The organism is Actinomadura sp. 9N215, assembly GCF_044326345.1.
In the GTDB taxonomy this organism is placed as follows: Bacteria; Actinomycetota; Actinomycetes; order Streptosporangiales; family Streptosporangiaceae; genus Spirillospora.
The window spans coordinates 26222-41850 of record NZ_JBIRBA010000006.1; the positions used below are offsets into that span (position 1 = coordinate 26222).

The window sequence follows — 15629 nt, forward strand, 5'->3', positions numbered from 1 at the left end:
TCAGCCTCCGCGGCTCAGGGCGTGCTCAGCTCGTTGTCGATGAAGTCGAAGATCTCGTCGTGGGACGCCGCGGAGAGCCGCTCGGCGAGGTCGGGGCCGTCCCCGTCCGCGGCCTCGACGTGGGCCAGCAGCTCCCGCAGCCGCGCCACGATCCGCGGCCGCGCGGCCGCGTCGGCGGCCAGCGCCGCCTCCAGCCGGGCGAGCGCGTCCAGCGGCGACCCCTCGGCGGCCTTGGCGGACGGGCCGAGTCGCGCCGCGAGATGCGCGGCCACGGCGGCCGGGGTGGGATGGTCGAAGGTCAGCGTGGCGGGCAGCCGCAGGCCGGTGGCCTCCGCCAGCCGGCTCCGCAGCTCGACCACGCTGAGCGAGTCGAACTCCGCGTCCAGGAACCCGCGGTCCGGCACGATGCTCTCCGGGTCGGCGTGGCCGAGGACGGCGGCCCCGATGCCGCGGACCAGGGCCAGCACCCGCCGTTCCCGCTCCGCCGGTTCCAGCGCCGCGAGGTCGTCGCGGCTCACGCCGGGCGGACGGCGGCCCGCAGCCGTCCCGCGCGCGGGCCCGCGCAGGAGGTCGCCCAGCAGCGGATGCCCGGCCGCCTCGGGCGCGATCCGGGCCGGGACGACGGCCGGGCCGGCGTCGGCGAGCGCCGCGTCGAGCAGGCCGAGGGCCGCGCCGGTGTCCAGGGGCGCCAGCCCGGCGCGGGCCAGCCGGGCGTGGTCGGCGCGCGTCAGCCCGGCGGTGATCCCGCTCGGTTCCCGCCAGCTCCCCCAGGCCAGTGCCCGGGCGGGCAGGCCGCGGGCGCGCCGGTGCACCGCCAGCGCGTCGAGGAAGGCGTTGGCCGCCGCGTAGTTCGCCTGCCCCGCGTTGCCGAGCACACCGACCGCCGAGGAGAACAGCACGAACTCCGCCAGGTCGAGGTGCTCGGTCAGCCGGTGCAGGTTCCACGCGGCGTCCACCTTGGGCCGGAGCACCCGCGCGATCCGCTCCGGATCCAGCGCGTCCAGGACGCCGTCGTCGATCACGCCCGCGGCGTGGAACACACCGGTCAGCGGACGGTCCAGGCCGTCGAGCAGCGACGCCAGAGCGCGCTCGTCGGCGGCGTCGCACGCGGCGACGGTCACCTCGGCGCCCAGCGCCTCCAGCCCGGCCGCGAGCTCCGCGGCCCCCGGCGCCGCCCGGCCCCTGCGCCCGGTCAGCAGGAGACGCCGCACCCCGTGCCGTTCGACGAGGTGGCGCGCGGTGAGGCCGCCGAGGGTGCCGGTCCCGCCGGTGACCAGGACGACCCCGTCGGGGTCGAGCGGGGTCGGCAGCGTCAGCACGAGCTTGCCGGTGTGCCGCGCCTGGCTCATCGTCCGCAGGGCACCGGGCGCCCTGCGGACGTCGCGCGCCCGGACCGGAAGCGGGCGGAGCGTGCCCGCCGCGAACAGGGGCAGCAGCTCGGCGAACGCGCGGGCGATCACGTCCGGGTCGAGGTCGAGCAGGTCGAACGCCTGGTAGGAGACGCCGGGATGGTCGGCGGCCACCCGCGCCGGGTCCCTGACGTCGGTCTTGCCGAGCTCGACGACCCTGCCGCCGGGCGCGGCGAGGCGCAGCGTGGCGTCGGTGAACTCCCCGGCCAGCGAGTGCAGGACGACGTCCACACCGCCGCCGAACCGCCGCTCGAACTCCAGGTCACGGGACGACGCCAGCCGCTCGTCCGGCACGCCCATGGCGCGGAGCACGTCCCATTTGCCGGGGCTCGCCGTCGCGTACACGTGCGCGCCGAGGCGCCGGGCCAACTGGACGGCCGCCATGCCGACGCCGCCCGTCGCGGCGTGCACCAGGAGCCGTTCGCCCGCGCGGAGCCCGGCCAGCCCGGACAGGCCGTGATGGGCCGTGAGGAACACGATGGGAGTGGCGGCGGCCTGGGCGAACGTCCACCCGTCCGGGATCGGGGCGAGGAGGCGCCGGTCCGTGACGGCGGACGGTCCGAGCGTCCCGGGGAACAGGCCCATGACGCGGTCGCCGGGGGCCAGGTCCGGCACGTCCGGGGACGTCTCGACGACCACGCCCGCGCCTTCCGCGCCCAGCCGCGCCCCGCCGGGGTACACGCCGAGCGCGATCAGGACGTCCCGGAAGTTCAGCCCGCCCGCGCGCAGCGCCACCCGCACCGTGCCGGGGCCCAGCGGGACGTCGGGCGCGGGCAGCAGCGCGAGCGCGTCGAGGCTGCCCGGGGCGGTGACGTCCAGCCGCCAGGAGCCGCCGGGCGGGGGCGTCAGGGTGTCCGGCGCGGCGCGGCCGAGGCGCGGCACGAGGACGCGGCCCTCGCGCAGCGCGAGCTGCGGCTCCCCGGACGCGAGCGCGCGGGGCAGCGCCTCCCGCGACGCGGGGTGCCCGTCGTGGTCGACCAGGACGATGCGGCCGGGCAGCTCCGCCTGGGCCGAGCGCGCCAGGCCCCAGACCGCCGCACCGGCCAGGTCGGTGATGTCGGCGCCGTCCTCCGTCGCGACGGCGCCGCGGGTCGCGAGCACCAGCCGGGCGCCGTCCTCGCCGGACGCCGCGTCGCGCACCGCCCGCAGGCTCAGCTCGACGGCGTCGTGGACGGCTGCGGGCTCGCCCCCGCCGCCCGCCTCCACCATGACGGTTTCGCTCTCGGCGGCCGGCCGGTCGGGAAGGGGCACCGGGGTCCAGTTCACCCGCAGCAGGTCGCCGCCGCCCCCGTCCGCGGCCGGGAGGGAGCGTGGGGACGGGCGCAGTGTCAGGCCGTCCACGGTCAGGACGGGCGCGCCGCCCGCGTCCGCCACGGTGAGGGACACCGTGTCGGGCCCGCCAGGGGTGATCCGCACCCGCAGCGCGCCGGCGCCCGACGCGTGCAGGGTGACGCCGCGCCAGGCGAACGGCAGGGCGGTCCCCTCGTGGGCGAGCATCCCGAAGGGGCCGACGACCGGGTGCAGGGCCGCGTCGAGCAGCGCCGGATGCAGGAGGTGGCCGTCCAGATCGAGGTCGTCGGCCGGGTCGATCTCCGCGTGCAGTTCGTCGCCGAGCCGCCTGAGCCCGCCGAGCCGCTGGAAGGACGGTCCGTAGTCGTAGCCGTCCGCGGCGAGCCGGTCGTAGAGGCCGGTGAGGTCGACCGTCTCCGCCTCACCGGACGGCCGGTCCGCGGCCCCGGACGGCTCCGCCTCCGGAGCGAGGACCCCCGAGGCGTGACGCGTCCACGAGCCGCCGGGCGGACGGCCGTACAGGCGCACGACCCGGCGGCCGCCGTCGTCCTCCGCGCCGACGACCACCTGGACCTGCACGGACTCCCCGGCGGGAAGCGCCAGCGGAGCCTCCAGGGTCAGCTCCTCGACCGTCGGGCAGCCGGTGCGCGCACCGGCCAGCAGGGCGAACTCCAGGAACGCGGTGCCCGGAAACAACGTCCTGCCGAGGATCGTGTGGTCGGCGAGCCAGGCCGGGACGCCCGGCGACAGGACGCCGGTGAAGGTCATGCCCTGCCCGCCGGCCTCCGGCAGGACGGCGCTCAGCAGCGGATGGCCGGTCGGTTCCAGGCCCGCGCCCGCGGCCGCGGAGGCCGGCGCGGCCAGCCAGTGGCGGCGCCGCTGGAACGCGTACGTGGGCAGGTCGATCCGCCGCGGGTCGCGCCCGGCGGTGGCCGCCGTCCAGTCCACCGCGACGCCCTGGACGTGCAGCCGGGCGAGGGCGGTGAGGAAGGCGGCGGGCTCGGCGCGTCCCTTGCGCAGGACACCGGCGCAGACGGGCGGCGAGTCCACGAGGCCGTCCCTGACCATGGCGGTGAGCACGGCGTCGGGCCCGAGTTCGAGGAACGCGTCAACGCCCTCCCCGGCCATGTGAGTGAGCACGTCGTGGAACCGCACCGGGACCCTGATGTGGCGGGCCCAGGCGGCGGGGTCGCCGGCCTCCTCGGCGGTGGCGGTCCGCCCGGACACGGCGGAGACGATCGGGATCCGCGGCGGCGCGAACCGCAGCCCCTCCGCCACCTCCCGGAACTCGTCCACGACGGGATCCATGTGCGGGGAGTGGAAGGCGTGGCTGACATTGAGCGACCTGGTCCGGAGCCCCTGCCGGGCGCATTCCGCCTCGATCTCCGCGACGGCCGGCGCGGCGCCCGAGAGCACCACCGCCTCCGGGCCGTTGACGGCCGCCAGCGCGACGTCGTCCGCGTGGCCGTCCAGCAGTGGGATCACCCGCTCCTCGGACGCCCGGACGGCGAGCATCGCCCCCGTGGCGGGCACGCTCTGCATCAGCCGCCCGCGCGCGGCGACGAGCGCGCACGCGTCGGGCAGGGAGAGCACGCCGGAGAGATGGGCGGCGGTCAGCTCGCCGACGGAGTGCCCCGCGACCATCGCCGGACGCACGTCGAACGAGCCGACCAGCCGGAACAGCGCGACCTGGAGGGCGAAGAGCGCGGGCTGGGTGAACGCGGTCTCGTCGAGAGCGGGGTCGTCCTCGGCGAACATCAGGTCGCGCAGCGGACGGCCGAGCAGCGGGTCGAGGTGCGCGCACGCCTCGTCCAGGGCCTCGGCGAAGTCCGGATACGCCGCGTACAGCTCACGGCCCATGCCCGCGTACTGGCTTCCCTGGCCGGTGAAGAGGAACGCGACGCGCCGGGACGGACCGGCCACGCCCTGGACGGTCCCGGGCTCGTCCGCGGCGAGGCGGAGCAGGGCGTCCCGGTGACCGTCCGGGCCGTCGGGGACGATGACCGCCCGGTGGTCCAGCACGGCGCGGGTGGTGGCGAGCGAGTGGCCGACGTCGGCCGGGTCGAGGCCGGGACGCTGATCGAGCAGGTCGGCGAGACGGCGGGCCTGGCCGCGCAGCGCGTCCGCGGTCCGGGCCGACAGGGGCCAGGGCGTCAGGCCGCCGGTCCCGACCGCCGGGCCGGGGGCGGGATCGTGGCCGGCCTGCTCCAGGATGACGTGGCCGTTGGTGCCGCTGATGCCGAACGACGACACCGCGGCCCTGCGCGGACGGTCCCGCTCCGGCCACGGCTCGGCCTCCGTCAGCGGCCGGACCGCACCGGCCGACCAGTCCACGTGCGGGGTCGGCGCGTCGATGTGCAGGCTGCGCGGCAGCGTGCCGTGCCGCATCGCCAGCACCATCTTGATCACTCCGGCGATCCCGGCGGCGGCCTGGGTGTGGCCGATGTTCGACTTGAGCGAGCCGAGCCGGACCGGGTCCCCGGCGGGACGTCCCTGCCCGTAGGTGGCGAGCAGCGCTCCCGCCTCGATGGGATCGCCCAGGGTGGTGCCGGTGCCGTGGGCCTCCACCGCGTCGACGTCGGCGGCGGCCAGCCCGGCGTCGGCGAGCGCGCGGCGGATCACCCGTTCCTGGGCGGGGCCGTTCGGGGCGGTCAGGCCGTTGCTGGCCCCGTCCTGGTTGATCGCGCTGCCGCGCACCAGCGCCAGGACCGGATGGCCGTGGCGGCGGGCGTCCGACAGCCGTTCCAGCAGGACGACGCCCACGCCCTCGGCCCAGGCGGTGCCGTCGGCCGCCGCCGCGAACGGCTTGCAGCGGCCGTCCGGGGCCAGGCCGCCCTGCCGGCTGAACTCGGTGAACATGCCGGGCGTCGCCATCACCGTCACGCCGCCCGCCAAGGCCAGCGCGCACTCGTCCCGCCGCAGCGACTGGACGGCCAGGTGCAGGGCGACCAGCGACGCCGAGCAGGCCGTGTCGACGGTGACCGCGGGCCCCTCCAGCCCGAAGGTGTAGGCCACGCGGCCCGACAGGACGCTCGCCGAGGTCCCGGTGAGCAGGTGGCCGCTCGCTTCGCCACCCGCCTCGTGCAGGCGGGGCCCGTAGTCCTGCGCCGCCCCGCCGACGAACACTCCGGTGCGGCTGCCGCGCAGGGAGGTGGGGGCGATGCGCGCCCGCTCCAGCGTCTCCCAGGAGGTCTCCAGCAGGAGCCGCTGCTGCGGGTCGAGCGCCGCCGCCTCCCTCGGGGAGATACCGAACAGGGACGCGTCGAAGTCCGCGGCGTCGGGCAGGAACCCGCCGGCCTGGACCGCGCTCGACTCGCGCAGGACGGACGTGTCCCAGCCCCGGTCGTCCGGGAACGGGGACACGGCGTCGGTCTCGGCCAGGACCAGCCGCCACAGGTCGTCGGGGGCGGCGACACCGCCGGGCAGGCGGCAGCCCATGGCGACGATCGCCACCGGCTCGTCCTCGCCCCGGCGGGACGCCTCCGGGTGCGGCTCGTCCTCTCCGGCGGAGGCGATGACCGTCAGCCGGCGGGCCACGGCCTCGGGCGTCGGATGGTCGTAGAGCAGCGTGGTCGCCAGCGGCAGGCCGGTCGCCGCCCGCAGGTCGTCGCGGAGCTCGACCGTCATCAGGGAGTCGAATCCCAGCTCCTTGAAGGCACGGCCGGTGTCCAGGGCGCCCGGGGACGTCCCGAGGACGGCGGCGGTCCGCGTCCGCACGAGGTGGAGCGCGCCGTCCGCGGACCACTCCACCGCCTCGCCGCCACCCTCAGCCGCCTCGCCGCCACTCCCAGCCGTCTCGCCGCCGCTCTCAGCTGCCTCGTCGGTGCCCTCAGCCGTCTGGCCGCCGTCGAGCCGTACCCCGCCACCGCCGAGCCAGTGCGAGCCGCGCTGGAACGCGTAGGTCGGCAGGTCGACGCGGCGCGCCCCGCCGTAGAGCGCGTCCCAGTCCAGGACGGTTCCGCTGACGTGCAGCCGGACGAGCGCGGCAAGGACGGCGTCAGGCTCGGACCGTCCGTCGCGCAGCGCCGGGACGGCCACGGCGCCATCGTCCAGGCAGCTACGGACGAGACCGGTGAGGACCCCGCCGGGCCCGAGTTCGAGGAACCGGCCCGCACCCTCGTCGCGCAGCGCGGCGAGGCCGTCGGCGAAACGCACCGGCATGCGGGCGTGCCTCGCCCAGTACTCCGGCGCGCACAGATCGTCCGGCCCGGCGAGCCGCCCGGTCAGGTTCGACACGATCGGCACGCGCGGCGGCCGGAACTCCAGGCCCTCCGCCACCCGCGTGAACTCCGCCAGCATCGGGTCGATCCGGGCGGAGTGGAACGCGTGGCTGACCTTGAGCCCGCGTGCCTTGCCGCCGGACCGCGTCCAGCGGGCGGCGAGTTCGGCGACCGCGTCCTCGTCGCCGGTGACCACCACCGAGGCCGGGCCGTTCACCGCCGCGAGCTCCGCCCCCGGCACCTCCGCGATCAGTTCGAGCGCCTCGGCCTCGGTCGCCGAGAGCGCGGCCATGCCGCCGCCGGGCGGGAGCGCCTGCATGAGCGCCGCGCGCGCGGCCACCAGCGCGCAGGCGTCCGGCAGCGACAGCACCCCCGCCACGTGCGCCGCCGTCAACTCGCCGATCGAGTGCCCGGCCACCAGGTCCGGGACGACGCCCCAGCTCTCGAACAGCCGCGAGAGCGCCACGCCGAGCGCGAACAGCGCGGGCTGCGCATGACCGGTCTGGTCGAGTTCGGCGGCGGGCGCGTCCGCCATCAGCTCGCGGAGCGGACGGCCCAGGGACGCGTCCAGATGACCGCACACCTCGTCGAGGGCCTCGGCGAAAACAGGGAATCGGGCGCGGAGTTCTCGCCCCATCCCCGGACGCTGCGCACCTTGCCCGGGGAACACGAACGCCAGGCCGCCCGGCCGGGCCTCCCCCAGGACGACGCCCGCCGCAGCCTCGCCACGGGACAGGGCGTCCAGCCCGGTGAGGAACCCGTCGCGGTCGGCGGCCTGCACGGCGGCGCGGTACTCGAACGCGGAACGGGTGGTGGCGAGCGAGAAACCGATGTCGTCGAGCGCGGTGTCGGCACGCGCCCGGACGAAGGCGCCGAGAGCGTCCGCCTGGGCCCGCAGTGCCGCCGGGCTTCGTCCCGACAGCACCCACGGCAGCGGCGCGCCGTCCCGGGCGGCGGGCGCCGGACTCGCGGGAGGCGGGCTGGAGAGGATGAGATGGCAGTTGGCGCCGCCCATCCCGAACGAGCTGACGCCCGCCGTCACCGGGACGTCCCCGGGGAACGCCAGCGGCTCGGTCACCACCCGGACGCTCCCCGGCAGCCGGGGGTTCGGCGTCTCGAAGTTCAGGCTCGGCGGGAACTCCCGGTGCGCGACGGCCAGCACCGCCTTGAGCAGCCCGGCGGCGCCCGCCGCGCCCTCCAGGTGGCCGATGTTCGTCTTGACCGAGCCGACCGGGAGCGGGTCGCCGCCTCCGTACACCTCGTCCAGGGCGGCCGCTTCCACCGGGTCGCCGACCCTGGTGCCGGTGCCGTGCAGCTCGACGAACCGGACGCCGGACGGCTCCACTCCGGCGTCCCGGCAGGCCAGCCGCAGCACCTCCGCCTGCGCGCGCGCGTCGGGCACGGTCGGGGCGTCCCCGGTGCCGCTGTTGACCGCGCCGCCCAGGATGACCGCGTGCACGCGGTCTCCGTCCGCGACCGCGTCGGCGAGCCGCTTCAGCACGACCAGGGCGCCGCCCTCGCCGCGGACGTAGCCGTTGGCCCGGGCGTCGAAGGTGAAGCAGCGGCCGTCCGGGGACAGCGCGCCGAACTTCGCCTCGGCGGCCGTGCTGGACGCGAGGATGTTCAGCTGGACGCCGCCCGCCAGCGCCAGCGCCGACTCCCCGCGGCGCAGGCTCTGGCACGCCAGATGCACCGCGACCAGCGACGACGACTGGCCGCTGTCGACGTTGAGGCTCGGGCCGCGCAGGCCGAGCAGCGCGGACAGCCGGTTCGCGATCATCCCCCGGTTCAGGCCGGCCAGGGTGTGGTGGGTGACGTCCGCGCCGCTCTGGTGGGCCAGGCCCGCGTAGTCGTCCTGCATCGCCCCGGTGAACACCCCGGCGCGGGCGCCGCGCAGCGTGCCGGGGACGATCCGGGCGTCCTCCAGCGCCTCCCAGCCGAGTTCCAGCACGAGCCGCTGCTGCGGGTCGAGGACGGCCGCCTCGCGCGGGGAGATGCCGAAGAACTCCGGGTCGAACAGGTCGAGGCGGTCGAGGAAGCCGCCGTGGCCGTCCCGTCCCGCCCAGCGTCCCGGCGGGACCGGCGCGACCGCGCTCGTGCCGGTCGAGAGCAGGTCCCAGAACGCCCGCGGGTCGGCGGCGCCCGGCAGCCGGCAGGACAGCCCGACGATCGCGATCGCAGTGTTCTTCCGCTCGGCCAACGCCGCCTCCACGTTCAGCGTGCCCCTCTGTCCGATCTGTCCGACGGCCGCGGTCAGCATTCCCCGGCGGTCTTAAGGCCGCCTAACCCGGCGGACCGACGCGGCCAGCTCCAGCAGATCGGCGGCCACCCGGTCCGGGCGCTGGGCGTGCAGGTCGTGGTCGCCGCCCACGTACTCGCGGACCGTCGCCTCCGGCAACGCGGCCGCCACCGCCGCCACCCACGACCGCACCCGCTCGGCGCGCGGCGCGTACGTGGTGACCGCCGGCATCAGCATCACCGGGACGGCGATGTCCGGGAACCAGCGGCTCGGCGGCTCGGTCCACATGCTGTGCATCACCGACATGTGCCGCGCCGCGGGCAGCCGCCGCTCCAGCGTGCCGTCCGGCCGCTCCCGCAGATCGGCCAGCGACGCCTCGATCGCCGCGTCCGACCAGTCCGGGTGGATCTTCCGCCAGTACACCCGCATGCTCCGCGCGGTCACGCCCGTCAGCTCCCGCACCCCGTACCTGGAGGCGAACTCCTCCCACGAGTCGCACGACGCCGACAGCGTGATCCAGCCGCCGTCGACCAGCGCCAGCCCGCGCACGAGCTCCGGATGCTGCGCGGCCAGGCGCACCGAGACGTTCCCGCCCCAGGAGTGACCCGCGACCACCGCCCCGCGCAGGCCGAGGCCCCCGGCCGCGGCGGCCAGATCGGCGACGGCCGTAGCGGTGTCGTAACCGTCGTCGGGGGCGTCGGACTCGCCGTGCCCGCGCTGGTCGACCGCGTAGACCGGGTGGCCTTCGGCGTTCAGCCGCCCGGCGACCTCGTCCCACAGGCGGGCGTTGGACCCCAGCCCGTGCACCAGGAGGAACGGCGGCTCGGCGTCCCCCGGCCGGTGACGTACGCGCAGGGTCACGTCCGGTGCGACCGGGACGGACAGAACAGACACCGATGAGTCCATGCGGCCGATCCAACAACGCGGCGCTAAAGCAGCTCAAAGCCCGCACCGGAGACGCCCGGCGGGGCTTCTTTAGACACGCGTTAACGTCAGCGCGGACCATCGCGCCATGACCTCACACTCGGGCGCGCCCGGCGCGGAACCGGCCACGGGCCAGATCTCCGACTACTACGGCTCGCTGGGTCCGCTGCTCCAGATGGCGTGGGACGACAACTTCCACTTCGGTTACTGGGAGGGGCCCTCCGACGCCAGCTCCGTCCAGGAGGCCACGGACCGGTTCACCGACCTCCTGATCGAGCGGCTGCGGGTGGGGCCCGGCGACCGGGTGCTCGACGTCGGGTGCGGCATCGGCAAGCCCGCCCTGCGGGTGGCCGCGTCCACCGGCGCCTCGGTCGTCGGCATCACGATCAGCCGGTCGCAGGTCGAGCAGGGCACCGCGCGGGCGGCGGCGGAGGGACGGTCGGACCAGGTCGCCTTCCAGTTCGCCGACGGCACGGCGATGCCGTTCGCGGACGGCTCGTTCGACGCGATCCTCGCCTTCGAGTCCATCAACCACATGGACCGGCCGAAGGCGCTGGCCGAGATGGCCCGGGTGCTGGTCCCCGGGGGGCGGCTGGTGCTGACCGACGTGACCCCGCCGCCCGACCACACCTACCGGCCGGACGAGGAGACCGACGTGGTCACCTCGCTCGTCCGCTTCGAGGACTGGCCGGGGCTGATCCGCGACGCCGGGCTGCGGCTGGACGAGCTGACCGACGTCACCGAGCACACCAGGGGCACCGTCGACCGGCTCGTCGACGGGATCCTGAGCTGCCGCCGCGACTTCGAGGCCGCGCACGGGATCAGCGTGCAGCAGGTGCTGGACGCCGCGAAGGAGGCGCTGCCCACGGTGTCCGGCGTCGGCTGCCTCATCTGCGTCGCCCAGAAGCCCTGATCGTCGCCCAGAAGCCCTGATCGAGGACCACTCCTCCGGGCAGTGGGCTACACAAGGGTGTAGGGGGCTGGACAACCGTGTGAGAGGCTATACACTGGAGTAGTCAGCAACACCGGTGGACAGGATTCCCATGGGGTCAGACAGCAGGGTCGGAACCCCCGCGTTCGAAGACCTCACGGCGCGGGCGCGGATCCGCGAGGCGGCGCTGAGACACTTCGCCGACCACGGATTCGCCAAGACCTCGATCCGGGCGATCGCCAAGACCGCAGGCGTGTCGTCCGGGCTGGTGCGCCACCACTTCGGCTCCAAGGACGGCCTTCGCCGGGCGTGCGACGAGTACGTGCTCGACGCGCTGCGCCAGGTGAACGAGCGGCTGGGGAACGAGTCCAACCTCGGCGACCCGATCTTCACGTCCGGCTCGCGGCGGGCCCTCAGCCCGTTCCAGAGCTACGTGGCGCGGGCGCTGGTGGAGGGATCGGAGACCGCGTCCTCGCTGTTCGACCAGATGGTGCCGATGATCGAGAAGTGGCTTGAGACCCTCGACGCCGGCCGGGACGACGTGCCAGCCGCCGACCGCCGGACCAGGGCCGCACTGATCATCGCCATGAAGATGGCCATCCCGGTGATGCACGAGCACGTGTCCCGGGCCATGGACGTCGACATCTTCTCGGACGAGGGAGACCGGCAGGTCGTCCTCGGGCTGCTCGACATCTTCTCCCACCCGCTCATCAGCGTCGAGCTGGCCGACAAGGCCAGGTCCGGCTTCGAGGCGCCTCGGCGCGAGTCCGCACCCTAGACCGCGGAGCCCCCGCTCCGCCCATCAGAGGAGTAGTGCCATGACTGAAGCCATCGCGGCTGAAGGACTGGTGAAGAGGTTCGGCGCGACGACCGCGCTGAACGAACTCGACCTCTCGGTCCGGACCGGGGAGGTGCACGGCTTCCTCGGCCCCAACGGCGCCGGGAAGACCACCACGATCCGGATACTGCTGGGGCTGATGACCGCCGACGGCGGCAAGGCCCGGCTCCTCGGCGGCGACCCCTGGGCCGACGCGACCGAACTGCACCGCCGCCTCGCCTACGTCCCCGGCGACGTCACGCTCTGGCCCAACCTGACCGGCGGCGAGGTCATCGACCTGCTCGGCCGCATGCGCGGCGGGCTCGACCAGCGGCGCAAGGCCGAGCTGATCGAGCGGTTCAAGCTCGACCCCCGCAAGAAGGGCCGCACCTACTCCAAGGGCAACCGGCAGAAGGTGGCGCTGATCGCGGCGCTGGCCTCGCAGGTGGAGCTGCTCGTCCTCGACGAGCCGACGTCCGGGCTCGACCCCCTCATGGAGGAGACGTTCCGGCAGGTCGTCAAGGAGGAGCAGGCCCGCCAGGGCTGGACGGTGCTGCTCTCCAGCCACATCCTCTCCGAGGTCGAGGCGCTCTGCCAGCGCGTCAGCATCATCCGCGACGGCCGGACGGTCGACTCCGGCACCCTCGCCGAGATGCGCCAGTTCGGCCGGATCTCGGTGTCCGCCGAGCTGGCCGGGACGAGCGACGAGCTGACGAAGCTGCCCGGAATCCACAACCTCCGGGTGAGCGACCACCACCTCGACTGCGAGATCGACCGGGGCAGCCTCAACGAGGTGCTGCACCACCTCACCTCCGTCGGCGTCGACGGCCTGACGATCAGACCGCCGACGCTGGAGGAGCTGTTCCTGCGGCACTACGACGTACAGCAGCGCGACAGCGTCGGGCGGGTGAGCTGAGCGGTGGGCGCGTTCGAGGGCACCCGGAAACACGTCCGGCTCATCCTCCGCCGGGACCGGATCCTCCTCCCCGTCTGGGTGATCGTCTTAAGCATGTTCCCGGCGAGCTTCACCAACTCCTACAAGACGCTGTACGACACGGCCGCCGAGCAGAAGGAGATGTTCGAGGGGACGGCCGCGTCCGCCTCGTACGTCGCGATGTTCGGCCCGGCGTTCGGCTCGGAGATCGGCGCGCTCGGCGCCCAGCGCACCACCGACGTGATGATCCTCGTGTGCCTGGCCAGCCTGCTCACCGTGATCAGGCACACGCGGGCCGAGGAGGAGTCGGGGCGGCGGGAGCTGCTGGCGTCCACCCCCGTCGGCCGGCACGCCCCGGTGACGGCCGCCCTCGCCGTGGTCTTCGCCGCCGACCTCGTCCTCGGCCTGTTCGCCATGATGGGCATGCGGTCCCTCGACCTCCCCGCCACGGGCTCGCTCGCGTACGGGCTTGAGCTGACCCTGGCCGGGTGGATGTTCGCGACCGTCGGCGCGGTCGCCGCCCAGCTGTCGGCCAGCGCCCGCGTCACGCGGGGCATCGCCATCGCCGTCCTGGCGGGAGCGTTCCTGCTGCGGATGGCGGGCGACTCCGCCGGCCGCGACGGCGGCTCCGACTGGCCGTCATGGCTGTCACCGCTCGGCTGGATGCACCGGGCCCGCGCCTACGCCGACGAGCGCTGGTGGGTGTTCCTCCTCGCCGTCGCGCTGGCCGGGGTCCTGACCGCGGCGACGTACGCGCTCGCCTCCCGGCGCGATCTCGGCGCCGGGCTCGTCCAGCCGAGGCTCGGCCCCGTCGACGCGAGCCCAGCGCTGTCCGGCCCGCTCGGGCTGGCCTGGCGGCTGCACCGGGGGACGCTGGTCGCCTGGTCCGCCGCCTTCGCGATCGGCGGCGCCATGGTGGGCGGCACCGCCAAGGACGCCGCCGACACGGTGAACGAGAACGGGCAGACCCGCGACTTCCTGACCAGGCTCGGCGGGGACGGCGCGCTCAGCGACACCTACATCGCCGCGTCCACCAGCGTGTTCGGGCTGGTCGCCGCGGCGTTCGCGATCCAGACCGTGCTGCGGCTCCGGCAGGAGGAGACCGGCCAGCACGCCGAGGCGCTGCTGTCCACGTCCGCGGGACGGCTGCGGTGGGCGGGCAGCCATCTGACGTTCACCCTCCTCGGGCCGGCGGTCGCGCTCGTCTGCTACGGGCTCGTCGGGGGCCTGATCTACGGGGCGAGCGTCTCGGACGTCGGCGGGGAGCTGCCCCGCTTCCTCGGCGCCGCCGTCGTGCAGCTGCCCGCCATCTGGGTGCTCGGAGCGGTCACCATGGCGCTGTTCGGCCGGTTCCCGAGCCTCACCGTGGCGACCTGGGCGGTGCTGGGCGTCTGCTTCCTCTTCGGCCAGTTCGGCGCGGTGTTCGAGTTCGACCAGTGGCTGCTGGACGTGTCGCCGTTCACCCACGTCCCGCGGCTCCCTGGCGGCGACCTGAGCGCCCTGCCGCTGGTGCTCCTCACGGTCGTCGCGATCGCCATCGGCCTGGCGGGCCTCGCCGGGCTCCGAAGGCGCGACATACCCGCCGGGTAACCGGCGTCCCCCCGCCGTGCCTCCGGTGGCGTGCCCCCGTGCCGCCGGAGGCACGGCCATTTCCGCCTGCCCGGACAATGCCACCCGGACGCCGCCCGGACGCCGCCCGGACGCCGCCCGGACGCCCGCGCGGCCGGTGCCGTGCGGGCGCGCGGCGGTGGCTTAGGTGGCCTTAAGAGCGTCGGGAGACAGTACTTCCCAGCCCAAGGTTGAGGAGGCCAGTTGCCCACGCCCGACGTCTCCATCAGCGGCATCGGAGTCTTCGTGCCGGAGACCGTCAGCATCGAGCACGCCGTCGCCCAGGGCTGGTACCCGGCCGAGGACGTCGAGCTGCACCAGCTGGCGGGCGCCGCCGTCGCCGGTGACCTGCCCGCGCCCGAGATGGCCCTGCGCGCCGCGCGGGCCGCGCTGGACCGCGGCGGCCTGCGCGCCGCCGACCTCGACCTGCTGCTGTACGCCACGTCCTGGCACCAGGGCCCGGACGGCTGGCAGCCGCAGTACTACCTCCAGCGCCATCTGGAGGCCGGTGAGCTGCTGGCGGTGGAGGTCCGGCAGGGCTGCAACGGCATGCTCAGCGCCCTGGACCTGGCCGCCGGGTACCTGCGGCGCGACGGCGCCGGGCCGCGCAGCGCGCTGGTCGTCGCCGCCGACAACTTCGGCACGCCGCTCATGGACCGCTGGCGGATGGGCCCCGGCTACGTGTGCGGGGACGCCGCGAGCGCCGTCGTCCTCACCACCGGGCGGGACGACGGCTTCGCGCGGCTCCTCTCGGCGCGGTCGGTGGCCGTCCCCGAGGCGGAGGAGATGCACCGCGCCGGGGAGCCGCTGTTCCCGCCGGGCCCCACGGTCGGGCTGCCGCTGGACTTCTCCGCGCGCAACGCCGCGTACCGCCGCGAGGCGCTCGCCGGCCCGGACGGCACCGTCGCGCTCGCGCGGATCCACATGCGGACGATGCAGCTCGTGGAGGACTGCCTGAAGGAGGCGGGCGTCGGGCTCGCCGACATCACCCGCGTCGCCTACATGAACTACTCGCGGGAGATCGTCGAGCAGCGCTGCATGGCGGCGCTCGGCCTGCCGATGAGCAGATCGACCTGGGACTTCGGCCGGGCGCTCGGCCATCTGGGCCCGAGCGACCAGGTCGTCTCGCTGGAACACCTGATGAGCACCGGGGAGCTGGCACCCGGCGCGCACTTCCTGATGCTCGGCGTCGGGCCGGGCGTGACCCTCTCGTGCGCGGTGCTGCGGATCGACGCGCCGGCGCCCTGGCGCGGCTGA

7 protein-coding genes are annotated in these 15629 nt (G+C 75.2%); 5 read left to right on the plus strand and 2 right to left on the minus strand.

Features of this window, described 5'->3' with window-relative positions; genetic code table 11:
- Positions 1-14: 14 nt before the first annotated feature.
- Together ACH34T_RS12095 and ACH34T_RS12100 are read right to left on the minus strand one after the other, a co-directional pair.
- Positions 15-9179, minus strand: coding sequence for an SDR family NAD(P)-dependent oxidoreductase (locus tag ACH34T_RS12095; RefSeq protein WP_395992145.1), 9165 nt, complete (start codon positions 9177-9179; stop codon positions 15-17).
- Positions 9180-9191: 12 nt separating this feature from the next.
- Entirely contained in the window at positions 9192-10052 is an 861-nt protein-coding gene (locus ACH34T_RS12100; RefSeq protein ID WP_395992146.1) for an alpha/beta fold hydrolase, read from the minus strand.
- A gap of 118 nt (positions 10053-10170) precedes the next feature.
- On the opposite strand from ACH34T_RS12100, the gene ACH34T_RS12105 reads away from it, so the two are divergent.
- From ACH34T_RS12105 to ACH34T_RS12125, 5 genes are all read left to right on the plus strand, one after another.
- The gene (locus ACH34T_RS12105; protein ID WP_395992147.1) at positions 10171-10995 is read left to right on the plus strand and encodes an SAM-dependent methyltransferase; all 825 of its coding nucleotides are present in this window, start codon (positions 10171-10173) and stop codon (positions 10993-10995) included.
- A 130-nt stretch (positions 10996-11125) separates the two neighbouring features.
- A complete protein-coding gene (locus ACH34T_RS12110; RefSeq protein ID WP_395992148.1) occupies positions 11126-11791 on the plus strand; it encodes a TetR/AcrR family transcriptional regulator in 666 nt (221 codons plus the stop codon).
- A gap of 40 nt (positions 11792-11831) precedes the next feature.
- Positions 11832-12746 carry an ATP-binding cassette domain-containing protein gene (locus tag ACH34T_RS12115; protein ID WP_395992149.1) on the plus strand — a complete coding sequence of 305 codons (915 nt, stop codon included), beginning with the start codon at positions 11832-11834 and terminating at the stop codon, positions 12744-12746.
- A gap of 3 nt (positions 12747-12749) precedes the next feature.
- Entirely contained in the window at positions 12750-14354 is a 1605-nt protein-coding gene (locus ACH34T_RS12120; protein WP_395992150.1) for an ABC transporter permease, read from the plus strand.
- Positions 14355-14576: 222 nt separating this feature from the next.
- Positions 14577-15629 carry a ketoacyl-ACP synthase III family protein gene (locus ACH34T_RS12125; protein WP_395992151.1) on the plus strand — a complete coding sequence of 351 codons (1053 nt, stop codon included), beginning with the start codon at positions 14577-14579 and terminating at the stop codon, positions 15627-15629.